Origin of the sequence: Rhodobacter sp. JA431 (assembly GCF_900217725.1) — a bacterium.
Taxonomy (GTDB): domain Bacteria; phylum Pseudomonadota; class Alphaproteobacteria; order Rhodobacterales; family Rhodobacteraceae; genus Rhodobacter; species Rhodobacter aestuarii.
On the sequence record NZ_OBMP01000002.1, the window covers coordinates 217,958 to 234,723 of the forward strand.

At 61.0% G+C, this 16,766-nt stretch carries 17 protein-coding genes; 3 read left to right on the forward strand and 14 right to left on the reverse strand.

The annotated features are described in order from the left end of the window. Positions 1 to 135 precede the first annotated feature (135 nt). The 3 genes from CRO18_RS04705 to CRO18_RS04715 all read right to left on the reverse strand — a co-directional run bounded on the left by CRO18_RS04705 (position 136) and on the right by CRO18_RS04715 (position 3,757). On the reverse strand, positions 136 to 1,305 hold the full coding sequence (locus CRO18_RS04705; protein WP_097081242.1) for an RsmB/NOP family class I SAM-dependent RNA methyltransferase: 1,170 nt from the start codon (positions 1,303 to 1,305) through the stop codon (positions 136 to 138). Between the two features lie 4 nt (positions 1,306 to 1,309). Continuing rightward, positions 1,310 to 2,539, reverse strand: a complete 1,230-nt coding sequence (locus tag CRO18_RS04710) for an N-acetylmuramoyl-L-alanine amidase (protein ID WP_097081243.1) — start codon at positions 2,537 to 2,539, stop codon at positions 1,310 to 1,312. A gap of 78 nt (positions 2,540 to 2,617) precedes the next feature. Next, entirely contained in the window at positions 2,618 to 3,757 is a 1,140-nt protein-coding gene (locus tag CRO18_RS04715; RefSeq protein ID WP_076483595.1) for a pyridoxal phosphate-dependent aminotransferase, read from the reverse strand. A 189-nt stretch (positions 3,758 to 3,946) separates the two neighbouring features. On the opposite strand from CRO18_RS04715, the gene CRO18_RS04720 reads away from it, so the two are divergent. Next, positions 3,947 to 4,693, forward strand: coding sequence for a DsbA family protein (locus tag CRO18_RS04720; protein WP_097081244.1), 747 nt, complete (start codon positions 3,947 to 3,949; stop codon positions 4,691 to 4,693). A 241-nt stretch (positions 4,694 to 4,934) separates the two neighbouring features. On the opposite strand, the gene CRO18_RS18570 is transcribed toward CRO18_RS04720, so the two are convergent. The 4 genes from CRO18_RS18570 to hemA all read right to left on the reverse strand — a co-directional run bounded on the left by CRO18_RS18570 (position 4,935) and on the right by hemA (position 9,622). After that, on the reverse strand, positions 4,935 to 5,507 hold the full coding sequence (locus CRO18_RS18570; protein WP_139327781.1) for a hypothetical protein: 573 nt from the start codon (positions 5,505 to 5,507) through the stop codon (positions 4,935 to 4,937). 346 nt (positions 5,508 to 5,853) lie between these two features. Then, complete coding sequence (ispG, locus tag CRO18_RS04725; protein ID WP_076483416.1) at positions 5,854 to 6,975, reverse strand: flavodoxin-dependent (E)-4-hydroxy-3-methylbut-2-enyl-diphosphate synthase; 1,122 nt, start codon at positions 6,973 to 6,975, stop codon at positions 5,854 to 5,856. Between the two features lie 115 nt (positions 6,976 to 7,090). Further along, on the reverse strand, positions 7,091 to 8,287 hold the full coding sequence (locus CRO18_RS04730) for a helix-turn-helix domain-containing protein (RefSeq protein ID WP_097081245.1): 1,197 nt from the start codon (positions 8,285 to 8,287) through the stop codon (positions 7,091 to 7,093). A 105-nt stretch (positions 8,288 to 8,392) separates the two neighbouring features. Then, positions 8,393 to 9,622 (reverse strand): 5-aminolevulinate synthase, encoded by a 1,230-nt coding sequence (hemA, locus tag CRO18_RS04735; protein ID WP_097081552.1) that lies wholly within the window; start codon positions 9,620 to 9,622, stop codon positions 8,393 to 8,395. 235 nt (positions 9,623 to 9,857) lie between these two features. Between hemA and CRO18_RS04740 the strand changes: the two genes are divergently transcribed. Continuing rightward, positions 9,858 to 11,234: a M20/M25/M40 family metallo-hydrolase gene (locus CRO18_RS04740; protein WP_097081246.1), complete on the forward strand. Its 1,377-nt coding sequence runs from the start codon at positions 9,858 to 9,860 to the stop codon at positions 11,232 to 11,234. A 223-nt stretch (positions 11,235 to 11,457) separates the two neighbouring features. Here the strand turns inward: CRO18_RS04740 and proB are convergent, their stop codons facing one another. From proB to rplU, 5 genes are all read right to left on the reverse strand, one after another. Continuing rightward, on the reverse strand, positions 11,458 to 12,561 hold the full coding sequence (gene proB, locus CRO18_RS04745) for a glutamate 5-kinase (RefSeq protein ID WP_097081247.1): 1,104 nt from the start codon (positions 12,559 to 12,561) through the stop codon (positions 11,458 to 11,460). After that, positions 12,561 to 13,586, reverse strand: coding sequence for a GTPase ObgE (gene obgE, locus CRO18_RS04750; RefSeq protein WP_076483593.1), 1,026 nt, complete (start codon positions 13,584 to 13,586; stop codon positions 12,561 to 12,563). The genes proB and obgE overlap by 1 nt, the downstream gene beginning before the upstream one ends. A gap of 158 nt (positions 13,587 to 13,744) precedes the next feature. Beyond that, positions 13,745 to 14,284 carry a GNAT family N-acetyltransferase gene (locus CRO18_RS04755; protein WP_076483412.1) on the reverse strand — a complete coding sequence of 180 codons (540 nt, stop codon included), beginning with the start codon at positions 14,282 to 14,284 and terminating at the stop codon, positions 13,745 to 13,747. 188 nt (positions 14,285 to 14,472) lie between these two features. Next, on the reverse strand, positions 14,473 to 14,742 hold the full coding sequence (rpmA, locus tag CRO18_RS04760) for a 50S ribosomal protein L27 (RefSeq protein WP_076483411.1): 270 nt from the start codon (positions 14,740 to 14,742) through the stop codon (positions 14,473 to 14,475). A gap of 6 nt (positions 14,743 to 14,748) precedes the next feature. Further along, complete coding sequence (gene rplU, locus CRO18_RS04765) at positions 14,749 to 15,198, reverse strand: 50S ribosomal protein L21 (RefSeq protein ID WP_076483410.1); 450 nt, start codon at positions 15,196 to 15,198, stop codon at positions 14,749 to 14,751. Positions 15,199 to 15,478: 280 nt separating this feature from the next. Here rplU and CRO18_RS04770 point away from each other — a divergent pair, with 280 nt between their 5' ends. After that, positions 15,479 to 15,709 carry a hypothetical protein gene (locus tag CRO18_RS04770; protein ID WP_097081248.1) on the forward strand — a complete coding sequence of 77 codons (231 nt, stop codon included), beginning with the start codon at positions 15,479 to 15,481 and terminating at the stop codon, positions 15,707 to 15,709. A 69-nt stretch (positions 15,710 to 15,778) separates the two neighbouring features. Here the strand turns inward: CRO18_RS04770 and CRO18_RS04775 are convergent, their stop codons facing one another. After that, entirely contained in the window at positions 15,779 to 16,318 is a 540-nt protein-coding gene (locus CRO18_RS04775; protein WP_097081249.1) for a peroxiredoxin, read from the reverse strand. Between the two features lie 57 nt (positions 16,319 to 16,375). Then, the gene (fdxD, locus tag CRO18_RS04780; RefSeq protein ID WP_076483408.1) at positions 16,376 to 16,747 is read right to left on the reverse strand and encodes a ferredoxin FdxD; all 372 of its coding nucleotides are present in this window, start codon (positions 16,745 to 16,747) and stop codon (positions 16,376 to 16,378) included. Positions 16,748 to 16,766: the final 19 nt, after the last annotated feature.

Here is a 16,766-nt window from a genome sequence, read left to right on the forward strand (position 1 = left end):
GCAAGGTTTGGTCGGGGTGCGCCACGGATGTCTTCCTTTCCAGAATCGCCTCCTCGCATTGCGAGACATTTCGGTTAAAGCCTAGTTAACAAATACCCAACGCAACCTAAAGATGTGCAAATCTTCAGGATCTATTTAGATCCGAGAGAGCACAGCCCCAAAAAAACCATCCGCCCCATCGCAGGGCGTCAACCGCAGATGCGCCGTGCTTTCCCAGCCGCCGCGCGCCGTGAAAGCCGCGATTTGCGCCGCATTCTCAACATCGAGAAGCGAACAGGTCATGTAGCAAAGCCGCCCTCCCGGCGCGACAAGCCCCGCCGCATGGGAGAGGATCTCGGCTTGCAAAGCGACCAATTCGGCCAAACGCGCGGGCGCCAGCCGCCATTTCGCCTCTGGCGTGCGCCGCCACGTGCCCGCGCCCGAACAGGGCGCATCGACCAACACCAGATCATATTGCCCCGTGACCTTGCCCGGTTCGGCCAAAGTGATTTTGGCCCCGGCGCGTTTGGCGCGCGGCGCAATATCGCGCATCCGCCCGGCGTCAATATCATGCGCGGTGATCTGCGCTTTGGGGAAGGCCGCCGCCAGCGCCAGCGCCTTGCCACCGCCACCCGCACAATAGTCGAGCACGCGCGCACCGGGGGCAAGATCGACAAGCTGTAGCATCGCTTGCGAGGCGGCGTCTTGCAGCTCAACCAACCCCTGCGCATAGGCTTGGCTTTGCGCAATTTTGCGCGCGCCTGCGGTGACCTCTAACGCCGTGTCAGCCAGCGGGTGCGGTTGGGTTTCAATCCCCTCGGCGGCCAAAGCCTGTGCGGCGCCGTCTCGGGTGGTTTTGGCAAGGTTTGCGCGCAAAAACACCGGCGCGCGAGCCTGCATCGCCTCGGAAACGGGCGCGAAATCCGCCCCAAGATCGGCGCGCAATTGCGGCAAAAGCCACTCCGGCCAATCGCTTGTAAGAAGCTCTTCGCGCGGCGGCGCGGCGCTGGCCAGATGCCTAGCCTCAGCGTCGTTCAAAACCGCAGGCGCATGGCCTTCGCCGGTGAAAAGCGCGGTCGGATCGCGCCCCTCGGCCCGGCATAGGCCCAAAATCAACCCGCGCCCTGACAAACTTCCACCAAGGGCGGCAAAACTGCCCCGGCAGCGCAAAGCGTCAAACACATGGTCGCGCACAGCGGCGCGGTCGCCCGAGCCTGCATAGCGGTTGGCGCGGGCCCAATTGGTCAGCGCGCGTTCAGCGGGGGCGCCTTCCAAAATAGCATCCAGAAGGTCGATGGCGGCGGCAAGGCGGGCGGCGGGCGTCATCGGATCACTGCCGCAACAGCCGCGCTTCGGCGGCGTCTGCCTCGGCCCAGCGTTGCACCCCGGCGACCAAGGCTGCCGCCATTTCGGCGCGCCATTCCGGGTCGTGCAAACGCGCCCGGTCCACTTCAGAAGACATGAATCCCAACTCCACCAAAGCTGAGGGAATATCGGGCGAACGCAGCACCGCGAAATCCGCCCCTTGCACCGGGTGGCGATGCATCCGCAACCCCGCCCCTTTAATCGCGCCCGAAAGCACCTGGCCCAGCCGCACCACGCGCGGTTGGGTTTCAAGGCGGGCAAGGTCCATCAGCACCCCCGCCACTGCATCATCATGGCCTTCCAGATCGACGCCCGCCAAAAGGTCCGACCGATCATGACGCTCGGCCAGTTTGCGCGCGGCTTCATCGGATGCCGCCTCGTCAAAGAGATAAAGCGTTGCGCCCATCGCCTCCCCCTCCGCCAAAGCATCCGCATGAAGCGAGATCATCAGATCCGCGCCAAAGGCATGGGCGGCGGTGATACGTTCCTCAAGCGGCACGAAAATATCTTCTTTGCGAGTCATCGCGACCTCCATGCCCGCGCGGGTCATCGCCTCTTTCAGCATCCGTGCGAAGGTCAGCACCAACACGGCTTCCGAATAGCCCTCCACCTCGGCGCCGGGGTCAATGCCGCCGTGACCGGGATCAAGCATCACCCGCAAGGGCCGGGTGCCATCTTGGCGCGTAAGCAATGCCCCCGTGGGCGCGGGTTGCGGCAAATCCCAAAGCGCCGATTGCGCCGCGCCTTGGCGGGCTTCAAATTCCGTCGCGGTGGTGCGCTCAAGCACAATATGCAGTTCGGGCAAGCTGCCACTTTCGGTGCCCGTCCGCTCTTCGGCGGAAACAAGCTTCACCGGGCCATTCAATTCCGCGACAAAGCGCGACCAACCCGCGCGAAAGCGCCCCCAGCGGATATCGCCCAAAAGCCCGCGTCTTTCATAGTCTTCCGGCTTCGCCTCAGCAAAATCCACCTCGCGGAAATCCACCACCAAGCGCGGCGGATCATCCAGTAAAAACGCCCGAAACGGCACCGGCTGGCTCAGCCCCAGCGTGATTTCGGTTTTACTGGCAGAGGGTTGCGCGACAAAACTCCGATCAGCCTCCAGCCGCGCCAAAGCCGAAAGCTCGGGCGCTTGCGCGCCCACCGACCCGGCAAGCGCGATCAGCACCGCAAGGGGGGAAAGAAGATGTCTCATGCCTGCTCCGCGGGACTTAGCGCCCGTTTGGCCCGACTATAGCGCAACCGGAGCGCGACGGGAATCCCCCCTAAAGGCTTAGCGTGCCGCCATAAACGCGGTGAGGCGCGCAAGCCCCTCTTCAATATCCGCCGTCGCCCGCGCATAGGAAAAGCGCAAAGTGGTGTGCCCCCGCGCCGGGTCAAAATCGAGCCCCGGCGTCACCGCCACACCCACCTTTTCCAAAATCTCTGCCGCCAAGGCGCGGCTGTCTTGGGTGATCTCGGACACATCCGCATAGATGTAAAACGCGCCGTCGGGCGGGGCGATCTTGTCAAAGCCCGCTTTCGGCAGACCCTCCAGCATCAGCTTGCGGTTGGCGGCATAAACGGCGCAGTTCGCCTCTAGCTCATCGGTGGCCTCAAGCGCGCCAAGCGCGGCCACTTGGCTCGCATGGGGTGGGCAGATGAACATATTCTGCGCCAGCCGCTCAACGGTGCGAATATGGTCCTCGGGCACAACCATCCAGCCCACGCGCCAACCGGTCATTGAGAAGTATTTCGAAAACGAGTTGATCACATAGGCCTCGTTGCCGATTTCGAGCGCCGTGGTGGCGCGGCCCTCATATTGCAACCCGTGATAAATCTCATCCGAGACAAAGCCCAAGCCACGCTCCGCAGCCGCCCCCATCAGCGCCGCGAGTTCGGGCTTGCCCAGCATCGTACCCGACGGGTTGCCCGGCGAGGCCACAATTAGCCCTTGCACATCTTCGGGAATTTCCGAAGGCACGGGCTGATAACGATTTTCTGGCTTGGTGAGCAGATCCACCGGGGTCACCGACATCGCGCGCAAAATCTGCCGATAGCTGGGGTAACCCGGCGCGCCCAAAGCGACCCGATCCCCCGCATCAAAAAGCGCCGAGAAGGCCAAAAGAAACGCCCCCGAAGAGCCCGGCGTCACCACCACGCGGGCCGGGTCCAGATCGACCCCATACCAGCGCGCGTAAAGATCGGCGATGCCGCGGCGCAATTCCGGCAGGCCAAGCGCCACCGTATAGCCCAAACTGTCACGCTCCAGCGCCGCCGCAAGCGCCTTGCGCGCGGCGGCGGGCGCGGGCGTTGAGGGTTGGCCCACCTCCATATGGATGATGTGCCGCCCCGCCGCCTCGGCGGCATTTGCGGCCTCCATCACATCCATCACGATGAAGGCATCGACCTGACCACGGTTGGACATACGCATAGCGGCTTCCTTTCCTTTGCGCTTGGGATAGGCCCGCGATTTGGCAAGGTCAATCGGACGCGGCGCGCGCAGGCGGCCAATGACAAAAGCCTGAACAAAAGAGCCGGGTTTTTTCTTGCACCCTCCGCCCCCATTGGCCAAGGTGCGCCGGACCGGCCTCGTGCCTTTAGCCCTTTTCAGGATATTCTCATGACCCGTCTTTCGCTTGCTGCTTTCGCGCTGTCCACCGCCCTTGCGCTGCCCGCCGCAGCCTTTGACCTCAGCGCGATGAGCCCCGCCGAAAAAGAAGCCTTTGGCGGTGCGGTGCGCGACTATTTGATGGAAAACCCCGAAGTGCTGGTTGAAGCGATCAACAAGCTTGAAGAACGCCAACAAGCCCAAGCTGCACAAGATGACCGCATTTTGGTGCAGACCAATGCCGAAGATATCTTTGAGTTTGCGGGCGATTGGGTCGGCGGCAACCTTGAGGGCGATATCACCATGGTCGAGTTCATCGACTATAAGTGCAGCTATTGCAAAAAGGCCTATGAGGTCGTCGATGAGGTTCTGAAATCGGACCGCAACATCCGCTTTGTCGTCAAGGAATTCCCGATCCTGTCGGATCAATCGGTGCTGGCCGCGCGCTTTGCCGTGGCGGTGAAACAGGTCGCGGGCGACGCGGCTTATGAAGCGGTGCACAACGAACTGATGGCGTTTCGGGGGGATATGACGCTTGAAAGCCTGTCGCGCCTTGCCTCGGAGCAAAAGATCGACCCGGATCTGGTGATTGCCAAGATGAACACCGAAGAGGTCACCGCCGTGCTGCGCTCGAACGCGCAATTGGCCGAGCGGATGGGCATTGCCGGCACCCCGGCCTTTGTCGTGGGCGGCCAATTGCTGCGCGGCTATGCGCCGACCGAGGCGATGCACCAAATCATCGCCCAAGAACGCGGGTAAAGCGGAGGGCGCGGCCCCCTTTGCCCTTTGGGAAAGTTCCCTAAGGGATGTTCACGCAAAGTCGAAAGGCGCCGGGACGGGCGCCTTTTTTGTTTGGGGAGCAAAAGTGTGTTGCGCGGATGGGGGCTGGTTTGCGGACTTTGCTACCATTTTGCTTCACGTCTCGCCGGTCATTGCGCCTTGTGTGTAAAAGGGTAGCGTTGCGCAAAAACTGACCTCGCCCACAGCACGCGCAGAAACCTCAACGAGCACGGGCAACATGCTCTGGTATGACCCCCATCCAATTGCCGTTTCCAGAAACGACAATGAAATCGTCGGCACTTAGAGTGTTCAAAACACTTGGATCGATGTTGCAAATATCGTCCGCAAAATAAGGCTTATGTCTCAGGAAAACACCGCGAATACAGTATTTTCTATCCCGATTGGGGTTCAGATCACTTATCTCCATTTCAATCTCAGTATTCGCACCAGATACCCTCAGAACCAAAGATGGTACGCTGCTCTGCAAGAATACCTGAAAGCAAACGGCAAAAGTCAACATGAGAGCAACTCGAGACGTAAAGTATTCAAAATGTGATATTTCTCGAGAGAACGTTGCTGCAAAATCAGAGTAGTCCATGGCCAGAAAATTTACCATGCCAAAGCCAACAATAACCAAAAAGTAGATCGGCCAAGTGCTTTCAATATACTCATCAGACGGTACGACATTAGGTTTGAGCAAGATTTCTGAGAATGGAGTAAATGCGCAAAGCAAGAGAGCAGCGCCGCGTGTATAAACAACGAGTTTGCCACGTTCAGAAAGCAAAGCTGCCATGTCGCCTCTATTTGCTTTGCATGCGCCACGAAATGCCGCACCCACGGTTGCACAATGGGTTGCATTTTTCAGAGCGTCAACGTGCAATGCTTTGCAGAAACAGACGGTGCAACATCGCCGGTATATCCGCAGAACCACTCACAGGGACTGCACCTGATATGGGGACTTTCGGGGCTCAAACCAGTCATTCCCCCCAGACCCGACTTTATGCGCGCTCACTGCGAGGCGATCGCCACCCCACCCAAAACCGAAAGGGCGCCCTGACCGAGCGCCCTTCTTCGACTTTGTTCAAATACCCCAGGGGTGAATTGGCCGCAGGCCAAGAGGGGGCAGCGCCCCCCTACCCTTATTCCGCCGCTTGCTCGGCAGCTTCGAGTTCTGCCGCGCGGGCCTCGACCAAGCGCACGATCTCCTCGACCATTTGATCGTTGGACATTTTGTGGCTTTGCTTGCCCGCCATATAGATCATGCCCGAGCCCGCGCCGCCGCCGGTGAAGCCGATATCGGTCATCAGCGCCTCGCCCGGCCCGTTCACCACGCAGCCGATGATCGACAGGCTCATCGAGGTTTTGATGTGCTCAAGCCGCTTTTCCAGCGTTTCCACGGTTTTGATCACGTCAAAGCCTTGGCGCGCGCAAGAGGGGCAGGAAATGATCTGCACGCCGCGCGTGCGCAGGCCCAAAGATTTGAGGATCTCATAGCCCACTTTCACCTCTTCCACCGGATCGGCCGAAAGGCTCACCCGGATCGTGTCGCCGATGCCGGACCACAAAAGGTTGCCCAAGCCCACGGCGGATTTCACCGTGCCCGCCATCAGCCCGCCAGCTTCGGTGATGCCAAGGTGCAGCGGTTTATCTGTGGCTTCGGCCAGCGCGCGGTAAGCGGCAGCGGCCAAGAACACATCCGAGGCTTTGACCGAGATTTTGAACTCGTGGAAATCGTTGTCTTCGAGGATTTTGATATGGTCGAGACCGCTTTCCAGCATCGCTTCCGGGCAGGGCTCGGCATATTTGTCGAGCAGGTGCTTTTCCAGCGAGCCCGCATTCACGCCAATGCGCATCGAGCAGCCGTGGTCTTTGGCGGCCTTGATCACCTCGCGCACGCGGGTGGCATCGCCAATATTGCCGGGGTTGATGCGCAGGCAGGCCGCGCCCGCCTCTGCCGCCTCAATCGCGCGTTTGTAGTGGAAGTGGATGTCGGCGATGATTGGCACCGGGCTTTCGCGGCAGATTTCCTTCAGCGCGCGGGTGGCATCTTCATCCGGGGCCGAAACGCGAACGATATCGGCGCCCACATCGGCAGCGCGCAGCACTTGATCGAGCGTCGCCTTCACATCCGAGGTGATGGTGTTGGTCATCGTTTGCACCGCAATCGGCGCATCGCCGCCCACGGGCACATTGCCCACCCAAATCTGACGCGAGGGGCGGCGCGCGATGTTGCGCCACGGGCGGATGGGGTTGTGCGACATGAGAGGCCTCCAATTCATTGCCCAAGACATAGGTCAGCCGCTGCGCTAGGGCAACGGACGGGTTGTCGCTTCCACCTCATGAGGCGCAAAAATGACAGGGCTGTGATAGAGGCGCTTAGTCGCCCAAGCTGGCCGAGGCATCCGCCACGGTCACAAGGCTCGCCAGATCACGATCTGCGGAAAGATCGGCCAGCGCATAGCTTTCCCCAAGCGCTTCGGGCGAAAGCACGATGTTCTTGGTCACGGCGCCTTTTTCCCCCACCGGGCCATGCGGCACACCGTTGACGGCAAAATAGATCGCGCCCGATTCCCCGGTGCGCAGTTTCGGCGGCTCGGCAAGTTTCGGCACGGCGAAACGCTCGCCCGCATCCATCACCTTTTCAAACAGCACCGACCCATCGGCCGAGGTGATCCGCACCCAAGACGGGCGCACCGCCAAGACCACAACCTCAGAGGCATCGGCCCCCAAGGTGCGCACCACTTGCTCCGCTTGCGGGTTGGGCTGCGGACGCGCTTCGGTCATCAGCATCGGCGCAGGCGGAGATACCGGCGCAGCGCCCGCCAGAAGGCCCGCTTCACGCGGGTTAATCGCCGCAATCGGGCCATCGCGCGCGATCAGCACCGGCGTTTCCAGCGCGGCGGGACGATAGAGCCGATCAAAGCTTTCTGTCGTGGGCGCTTGCGGCAGCGCATCATTGGCCGCCATTTGCACCGGCGCCACCGATTGCAGCGGGTCAATCTCGGCCACTACGCCGGGGGCCTGATCCACCGGGGCAAGCTGCACGCGCTGTACCTCTTGCAGCACCGACCAGCCGCCATAACCGATCCCACCCGCAACCATCAGCACAACGGCGAGCGAGCCCACCGCGCGCGGGTCGATCTTGGTCCAGAACGGCGCTTGTTTCGGAATGAAAGACGCATTGGGATTGGCAAGCGACGCGGTCAAATCCGCCGGGCGACGCTGCGGCTTCGGCCCTGAGGCGGCAGCGGCCAAACCATGCGTCGGCTCAAAGCCCGCTTCGGCACAGAACCGCTCAAACGCCCAATCGGGATCAATGCCCAGATAGCGCGCATAAGAGCGGACAAAACCAGCGATGAAGGAGGGGGATTCAAATGCCGAAACATCGCAGTTTTCAATCGCCGCGATGTGGATGGCTTTGATGCGCAGCTCGCGCTGCACATCGAGCAATGATTTGGCAAGGGTCGCGCGTTCCCCGCGCAGAACATCCCCCAGACGCAGCTCGAAATCGTCAAAGCCCTTGGGCCCAACTTCAGCTTCTTGCGTCGAAGGTTTGCCCTTCCACTTGATCATGTGCCTGTCCCGCCCCAGTGGTGTTATGCCGATTCGAGCCTGCTAGCGCGAATTCCTTGACAAAGAACTACCATACCCGGGACGGGCATGCACCCGTAGAAGTGATCAGGCGACCGCTTCGGCACGATTCAGCGCACAGCGCGCCCAGAGCGCATCCATGGCATTCACGAGCCCATCGATCTGGGTCAGATCATGCACCGGCGACGGCGTAAACCGCAGACGTTCGGTGCCGCGCGGCACGGTCGGGAAGTTGATCGGCTGCACGTAAACGCCGTAATCGCTGAGCAGCATATCCGACACCGCTTTGGTGTGGACGGGGTCGCCGATGACGACCGGAACGATGTGGCTGCCGTGGTCGATGACCGGCATGCCGAGCGATTTAAAGCGCATTTTCAGCTCTTTAGCATGCAGCTGTTGCATGTCGCGGAGTTTCTGACCTTCGGCGGTTTTGAGGAAGGCGATCGAGGCGCGCGCGCCCGCAGCAATCGCCGGCGGCAGCGAGGTCGAGAAGATGAAGCCCGGCGCATAGGAGCGCACGGCATCGACCATTTTCGCCGACGTGGCGATATAGCCACCGAACACGCCATAGGCTTTGGCGAGCGTGCCGTTGAAGATATCGATGCGATCCATCAGGCCATCGCGCTCGGCCACACCCGCGCCGCGGGGGCCATACATGCCGACGGCATGGACTTCGTCGATATAGGTCAGCGCTTTGAATTCATCGGCCAAGTCGCAGATTTCTTTGATCGGGCCAAAGTCGCCATCCATCGAATAGATCGATTCGAAGGCGATCAGCTTCGGCGCCGCCGGATCATCGGCTTCCAAGAGTTCGCGCAGATGCGCCACGTCATTGTGACGGAAGATCCGCTTCGGGCCTTGGTTGCGCTTGATGCCTTCGATCATCGAGGCGTGGTTCAGGCTGTCGGAATAAATGATCAGGCCGGGGAACAGAACGCGCAGCGTCGAAAGCGTGGCGTCGTTCGCAATATAAGCCGACGAGAAAACCAGCGCGGCTTCTTTTTGGTGCAGATCGGCGATCTCGGCTTCCAGCGCTTTGTGGTAAGCGGTGGTGCCCGAAATGTTGCGGGTGCCGCCCGAACCAGCGCCAACGGCTTCCAGCGCTTCATGCATCGCGGCCAGAACGACCGGGTGTTGGCCCATGCCCAGATAGTCGTTGCCGCACCACACGGTGATGTCTTGCTTGCCACCATCGGGGCGGTTCCATTGCGCTTTCGGGAAAGCGCCTTTCTCGCGTTCGATGTTGATGAAAGTCCGATACCGGCCCTCGTCATGGAGACGTTGAAGAGCTTTGTCGAGCGCGAGATTGTAGTCCATGTTCATCACCCCTGGCTTCTATGCACTTGGTTGTGTGTCGCCGGGCGTCGGCTCATCGGCCCTATCCGGCACGGGTAGTGTTAAACCCCAAAGTCAAAAAAGGGGAGAATTAAATTGTCGCATCTCGGTGCATAATTATCCCCTAAGGCTCAAACTTTAAGCATCGCCTGTTTTCCGCCTGCTCTGGCCCTTCCGGAAAACGGCTGCTACGGTTTTGGCTCGAAGGAGACCACTCATGACGCTTGACGCCGTTCTTTCCCGCATTGACGACACCCTGCCCGAGGCCACTGACCGGCTGATGGACTTGCTGCGCATTGCCTCGATTTCCACCGACCCCGCCTATAATGGGGATTGCGCCCAAGCCGCCGCTTGGCTGGTGCAGGAATTGAAATCATTGGGCTTTTCCGCCAGCGCGCGCCCCACACCGGGGCATCCGATGGTGGTGGGCCGCCATGCAGGCGAAGGCCGCCACATCTTGTTTTACGGCCATTACGATGTGCAGCCCGTTGACCCGATCGAGCTTTGGGAACGGGACCCGTTCGACCCGGTGATCCAGCAAGGCCCGAAAGGCCCGCTGATCCGCGCGCGCGGGGCCTCCGATGACAAAGGTCAATTGATGACCTTTTTGGAAGCCTGCCGGGCGTGGAAAGATGTGCATGGCGAGTTGCCGGGCAATCTGACGATCTTCTTTGAAGGGGAAGAGGAATCGGGCTCGCCCTCGCTCATCCCGTTCTTGCAAGAAAACCGCGAGGAGCTTTCGGCCGATCTTGCGCTGATTTGCGACACCGGGCTGTTCTCGGACCATATCCCCGCCATCGTGACCATGCTGCGCGGCCTTGCCAAAGTGGAATTCACCATCCGCGCGGCCAGCAAAGACCTGCATTCGGGGATGTTTGGCGGTGTGGCGATCAACCCGATCCGGGTGCTGACGCGGATCTTGGGCGGGCTGCATGATGACCAAGGCCGGGTGCAGGTGCCGGACTTTTATGACGATGTGGCCGAACTGCCCGACGCGGTCGCCGCACAATGGCAAGCGCTTGGCTTTGATCATGCCTCCTTCCTTGGCGGGGTGGATCTGACCACCCCCGCAGGCGAGGTGGACCGCACGCCTTTGGAACAAATCTGGTCGCGCCCCACCGCCGAGATCAATGGCATCTGGGGCGGCTATACAGGCGCGGGCTTCAAGACCGTGCTGCCCTCGCAAGCCAGCGCCAAGGTTAGCTTCCGGCTCGTCTCGGGCCAAGACCCCGACAAAATCCTGCCCGCCTTCAAAGCGTGGATCGAAGCGCAACTGCCGCCCGATTGTGAGTTGATCTGGAGCGAACCTGAGGGTAGCCCCGCCTCCACCATGTCGATCACCGATCCGGCCTTTGATGCGGCGCGCGCGGCGCTCTCGGATGAATGGGAACGCCCGGCGGCCTTCGTTGGCTGCGGCGGGTCGATCCCGATTGCGGGCTATTTCAAAGAGTATCTGGGCATGGATGCGATGCTGATCGGCTTTGGCCGCGATGATGACCAAATCCACTCCCCGAACGAGAAATACGACCTCGAAAGCTTCCACAAGGGCATCCGCTCTTGGGCGCGCATCCTCGACCGGCTGTCGCAGCAATAACTGGCGCTGGGGGGCGCTGCCCCCCGTCCTTTCAGGACGCCCCCCGGGATATTTAGAGCAAGCTGAAAGCAAGAAGGGCGCTCCGCTGGGGCGCCCTTTTCAATGACCTGAGGTCTTCGACTTTGTGTAAATATCGCGTGGCCAAATATCTGTGGGCCAAATATCTGGGGGGATGACTTGCCGTAGGCAAGAGGGGGGCAGCGCCCCCTGCCCCGGCGCAAATTCAGCCAATCACCATATCATCGCGATGCAGCAGCACCGCGCGGCCCGGATAGCCCAAAATGCTTTCAATCTCGCCCGAGCGATGCCGCGCGATTTTGCGCGCCTCTTCGGCGGTGTAGCGCACAAGACCTTTGCCAAGCACCGCGCCATCGGGGCCGGAAATGGTCACGGGTTCGCCGCGCCCGAAGCGGCCCTGCACCTTCACCACACCCGCAGGCAGAAGCGATTTGCCCGCCCGCAGCGCGCCCACCGCCCCGGCATCCACCATCACCTCGCCGCGCGGTTTCATCGCTGCGATCCAGCGCTTGCGTGCGGCTTGCGGGTCGCCCTCAGGCAAGAACCATGTGCAATTGGCGCCTTGCGCCAGCGCCAAAAGCGGCTGCGGCACCGAGCCTTCCATGATCGCCATCGCGCAGCCACCCGCCACGGCAGTTTTGGCCGCCATCAGCTTGGTTTTCATCCCACCCTTGGACAGGCCCGAGATCGGGTCACCCGCCATCGCCTCGATCTCGGGGGTGATGTGCTCAACCACATCAAAGCGGGTCGCGGTTGGGTCTTCTTTCGGGTTGGCGGTGTAAAGCCCATCCACGTCAGAGAGCAAGATCAACTGATCCGCCGCCACTGTCACCGCGATCTGCGCGGCCAGCCGGTCGTTGTCGCCGAAGCGAATTTCATCGGTCGCGACAGTGTCGTTTTCATTGACGATCGGCACCACGCCCATCGACAAAAGCGTTTCCATCGTCGCGCGGGAATTGAGGTAGCGGCGGCGGTTGTCGGTGTCTTCCAGCGTCACCAAAACCTGCGCGGTCGTCACCCCATGCGGCGCGAGCACCTCTTGATAAGCGCGGGCAAGTTGAATTTGCCCCACTGCCGCAGCGGCTTGCGATTGCTCAAGCGGCAAAGGCCCGGCGGGCAGGCCCAGCACGCGCCGCCCCAAAGCGATCGAGCCTGAGGAGACCAGCACCACATCACTGCCGCGTTTGCGCGCGGCGGCCACATCGGCGGCCAAACCCGCAAGCCAATCCGAGCGCAGCCCGGCAGCATCGACCAAAAGCGCCGAGCCGATCTTCAGCACCAACCGCTGCGCAGCCTCGACGCGCGGCATTACGGTTGCCACGGTTTCACCTCATCCTCATCGCGGCGGTCTTCGGAAATTTCGGCCCAAAGCGCGCGCAGCACCTCGTTCACACCCTGTTTCGACACACCCGACATCACAATCACCGGCCCGCCAGAGGCTTTTTCCAGCGCGCGTTTGCGGCTGGAAAGCGTTTTGCTATCAAGCGCATCGGCCTTGTTCAGCACCGTCACACGCGGCTTTTCATAAAGCTCTTCGGCATAGGCTTCGAGTTCGCCAATGATGGTCCGGTAATCTTTGGTAATCGTGCTTGAGGTGCCATCGACCAGATGCAACAGCACCGAACAGCGCTCCACATGGCCCAAGAACTGATCGCCCAAGCCACGCCCCTCGGACGCGCCTTCGATCAGCCCCGGAATATCGGCCATCACGAATTCTTTCCCATCCACACCCACAACGCCCAAGTTCGGCACAAGGGTGGTGAACGGGTAATCGGCAATTTTGGGCCGCGCGTTTGAAACCGCCGATAGGAAGGTCGATTTGCCCGCATTGGGCAGGCCTAGAAGCCCGGCATCCGCAATCAGTTTCAGCCGCAGCCACAAGGTGCGCTCAACGCCTTCTTGGCCAGGGTTGGCATTGCGCGGTGCGCGGTTTGTTGAGGATTTGAACCGCAGGTTGCCCCAGCCGCCATTGCCGCCCTTGGCCAGCAACACGCGCTGCCCCACTTCGACGAGGTCGGCAATCACCGTCTCTTCGTCTTCGTCAATGATTTCGGTGCCCACCGGCACTTTCAGCACGATGTCATCGCCATCTTTGCCAGTGCGCTGGCTGCCCATACCGTGCTGGCCGGTTTGCGCGAAGAAGTGCTGCTGATAGCGGAAGTCAATGAGCGTGTTGAGCCCGTCCACCGCCTCAGCATAAACCGAGCCGCCCTTGCCGCCATCGCCGCCATCGGGGCCGCCGAATTCGATGAATTTCTCACGCCGGAAGCTGACGCAGCCCGCGCCACCGCCGCCCGAACGGATATAGACTTTTGCAAGGTCGAGAAATTTCATCGCCATGGCCCCTTTCGCAAGGCGCCCGTTTACGCGCATGGCGCGCATTTCGCAAGCGGCGCATGGGGGGCAGAGCGCCCAAAGCCCAAGGATATTTGGGGCAAGATGAACAAAGGCCACCAAGGGCGGGTCGGGGAGGGTTGCCCCTCCCCCGCAACTCAGTCGAGTTTTTTCACATAGGTCCAGGTCGGCACGCGGGCATTGCGCGCCAAAGACCAGCTTTCGGCATCGCCCAGATACTCAAAACCGTTATGGGTCAGGACACGGGCCGAGCCGGGATTGTCTTGAAAGACTTCGGCCATCAGCGTGCGGGCACGATGCGGGTTTGCCGCGATCAGCGCCGCAACCGCCTCAGAGGCAAAGCCTGTGTTCCAGAAGCCCGGGCCGACCCAAAAGCCGATCTCGGATTGATCGTCTTCAAGCCGGGTGAGCGAGACGAGCCCCAGCACCTCGGCCAGACCATGATCAGAGCCATCAAGCGCCCAGACATCTTCTGCCCGCCCCTCGGCCAGCGCGCGCAAGATGAAATTCTCGGCGGTGCCCGGCGGCAGCGGATGCGGGATCGCACGCGTCCCCTCGGCCACGCGCTTGTCGGCGGTGTACATCGTAATCAGCCCAGCATCCGAGCGCCGCAAGGGGCGCAGGATAAACCGCTCGGCCTCAATCACCGGCTGCGCAGGTATGGTCGTCTGAAACATCGCGCTCTCCTCAAACGCTGGTCGTTCTGGCCCTAATCAAGAAACAAAACGGCCCTGTGACAAAGCTGTGCAGGATTGGGACCGTTTTCAACTGCGACCGCTTGCCTCGCCTCCCCAGACGCAACAAACGAAAAGGGGACCGGCTTTGCAGCCGATCCCCCCATTTTCTTTTACCGGGTTCGTTCGGCTTATTCCGCGGCCTCCGCGACCGGGAGAACCGAAACGAAAGTGCGGCCCTTGAGGCCCTTGCGATAGGCAATCTTGCCATCGACAACGGCGAACAGGGTGTGGTCCTTGCCCATCATCACGCCTTCGCCGGCCCAAACTTTGGTGCCGCGCTGACGCACGATGATGTTGCCCGGAACAGCCGTTTGACCGCCATAGAGTTTCACGCCGAGGCGACGACCCGCAGAGTCGCGGCCGTTACGCGAAGAACCGCCTGCTTTCTTGTGTGCCATGGGGGATTACTCCTGTGCTTCAGCGGCTTTTTTGGAAGCGCGCTTCGGTTTCGCGGGGGCAGCTTCGGGAGCCGCAGCGCCGTGCAGCGCGCGACGCACCGAGGCGGTGCCGACGGCTTCTTTGACGCCCGATTTGTCGGCGCCCGAGGCCAGCACTTCGGTGACGCGCAGCAGCGTGAGCTGCTGACGGTGGCCACGGGTGCGCTGCGACGAGTGTTTCCGGCGGCGTTTGTGGTAGGTGATGACCTTGTCCGCTTTGATCGTGTCGATCACTTCGGCCACGACGGCAGCGCCTTCCACGGTGGGGGCGCCGACGGTGAGCGTTTCGCCACCGACCATCAGAATTTCGTTGAACTGGACTTTTTCACCAGCCGCGGCGGCAATCAGTTCCACGCGGAGCACGTCGCCCGCTTGAACTTTGTATTGCTTGCCGCCCGTTTTGAGGACCGCGAACATGCGTTCTTCCTTTTGTCAGCCGCGCCCTGTGGCCCCCAATGGGTGTTACCGGGTTGCCCCGCCTCGGACAGCGCGCCCATAGGGGCGTTGTTGAAAACATGACCCCGGCGGAGAGGAGACTCGCCGCCGGGTCCGCGCCTTATCTGTGAGCGGGCCTTATGTGTCAAGCCATTTCGGGGCGTTTGCCGAGGCAATTGGCCCAAGCTTCGCGTGCACCAAGGGCTTGAGGCCCGCACCATGAAGTCATTAGATATCCAAGCACACTTTTGGGGAAAAGACCATGTTCACGAACATGAGCGCATTCGGGCTTCTTTTCGGAGTGGTGGTCTCTGTTCTGCTCTTCATCTGGCTTCCGGCCTCGATGGCGAAGGAGCGTGGTCGCTCTGCGGTCGGCTGGGTCCTGATCAGCCTCTTCTTTTCGCCTCTGATCGCGATCATAGGGCTTTTGGTGCTTGGTCCTACGGTTGAACAAGCCTTGGCGCGAAGAGGAAGAGGTAGAATGCGACGCTAAGCGACGCTCAAAAGCAAAAGCCCCGCACAAGGCGGGGCTTTCCTGTCTTGGAGCCGGGTTGCGCCGGGCTTAGGCCGCGGCGGCTTGGTTGAGCCAAGCCATCACATTTTCCGGGCTCGAGACGCCATAGGGGTCTTCGGGGCAGTTATCCATCAGACCGGGCTCTTCGAACCACGCTTCGATCACACCGTCATTGACGATGCAGGCATAGCGCCACGAGCGCAGACCGAAGCCGAGGTTGTCTTTGCGCACCAGCATGCCCATGCGGCGGGTGAATTCGCCCGAGCCATCCGGGATGACTTTGACGTTTTCCAGCCCTTGCGCCTTGGCCCATTGGTTCATCACGAAGCTGTCGTTGACCGACAAGCAGTAGATTTCGTCGATGCCCTTGGCCGCAAAATCCGCAAAGCCTTTTTCAAAGCCCGGAAGTTGGTAGGTCGAGCAGGTCGGCGTGAACGCGCCCGGCAGCGAGAACAGCACCACGCGTTTGCCCGCGAAATAGTCGGAGGTGGTCACATCCTCCCAGCGGAACGGGTTCGGCCCGCCAACGCTTTCGTCGCGCACGCGGGTGTGGAAGGTGACTTCAGGCAGTCGGGAGTTGGTTTTCATGATCAATCCTCTGGGTCGTTGGCCGACGCGCCGGGGAGGCGGCGCGTCGAAGAATGGTCAGGCAGAACCGCCGGGCGTTCCGGTGAAGCTCACCAGCACGTCTTCGTCGCGCGGGATGAACTGGCACGCCAGCCGGAACCGCGGCGGGATGTCGTTCACTTCGGCTTGTTCCAGCTCTTCCGCCGAAATCATCTGAAGTTCCTTCAACCGCGCCTTCTCCTTCTCGGTCAGCGACATCCCCATCAGGGGCTTGTCACCCAGCGCTGTTACTTCGATCAGGCACGAACCGCAATCACCATCACCGCATTCGAACGGAATCGGGATTTCATGCTCTTTGGCGAGCGACAGAATGGTCGCGGTGTTGCCCGCCACAGCATAAATCGTCTTGTCTTTCTTCATGATCGGGGACGTAAAAGTAATATTGGACATCGCTCTCTCCTTTTATGCG

Excerpts from the sequence above, each read along its gene's own strand:
- CRO18_RS04705 (WP_097081242.1), bottom strand. The coding sequence starts at position 1,305 with ATGACGCCCGCCGCCCGCCTTGCCGCCGCCATCGACCTTCTGGATGCT.
- CRO18_RS04710 (WP_097081243.1), bottom strand. The coding sequence starts at position 2,539 with ATGAGACATCTTCTTTCCCCCCTTGCGGTGCTGATCGCGCTTGCCGGG.
- CRO18_RS04715 (WP_076483595.1), bottom strand. The coding sequence starts at position 3,757 with ATGCGTATGTCCAACCGTGGTCAGGTCGATGCCTTCATCGTGATGGAT.
- CRO18_RS04720 (WP_097081244.1), top strand. The coding sequence starts at position 3,947 with ATGACCCGTCTTTCGCTTGCTGCTTTCGCGCTGTCCACCGCCCTTGCG.
- CRO18_RS18570 (WP_139327781.1), bottom strand. The coding sequence starts at position 5,507 with ATGGCAGCTTTGCTTTCTGAACGTGGCAAACTCGTTGTTTATACACGC.
- ispG (WP_076483416.1), bottom strand. The coding sequence starts at position 6,975 with ATGTCGCACAACCCCATCCGCCCGTGGCGCAACATCGCGCGCCGCCCC.
- CRO18_RS04730 (WP_097081245.1), bottom strand. The coding sequence starts at position 8,287 with ATGATCAAGTGGAAGGGCAAACCTTCGACGCAAGAAGCTGAAGTTGGG.
- hemA (WP_097081552.1), bottom strand. The coding sequence starts at position 9,622 with ATGGACTACAATCTCGCGCTCGACAAAGCTCTTCAACGTCTCCATGAC.
- CRO18_RS04740 (WP_097081246.1), top strand. The coding sequence starts at position 9,858 with ATGACGCTTGACGCCGTTCTTTCCCGCATTGACGACACCCTGCCCGAG.
- proB (WP_097081247.1), bottom strand. The coding sequence starts at position 12,561 with ATGCCGCGCGTCGAGGCTGCGCAGCGGTTGGTGCTGAAGATCGGCTCG.
- obgE (WP_076483593.1), bottom strand. The coding sequence starts at position 13,586 with ATGAAATTTCTCGACCTTGCAAAAGTCTATATCCGTTCGGGCGGCGGT.
- CRO18_RS04755 (WP_076483412.1), bottom strand. The coding sequence starts at position 14,284 with ATGTTTCAGACGACCATACCTGCGCAGCCGGTGATTGAGGCCGAGCGG.
- rpmA (WP_076483411.1), bottom strand. The coding sequence starts at position 14,742 with ATGGCACACAAGAAAGCAGGCGGTTCTTCGCGTAACGGCCGCGACTCT.
- rplU (WP_076483410.1), bottom strand. The coding sequence starts at position 15,198 with ATGTTCGCGGTCCTCAAAACGGGCGGCAAGCAATACAAAGTTCAAGCG.
- CRO18_RS04770 (WP_097081248.1), top strand. The coding sequence starts at position 15,479 with ATGTTCACGAACATGAGCGCATTCGGGCTTCTTTTCGGAGTGGTGGTC.
- CRO18_RS04775 (WP_097081249.1), bottom strand. The coding sequence starts at position 16,318 with ATGAAAACCAACTCCCGACTGCCTGAAGTCACCTTCCACACCCGCGTG.
- fdxD (WP_076483408.1), bottom strand. The coding sequence starts at position 16,747 with ATGTCCAATATTACTTTTACGTCCCCGATCATGAAGAAAGACAAGACG.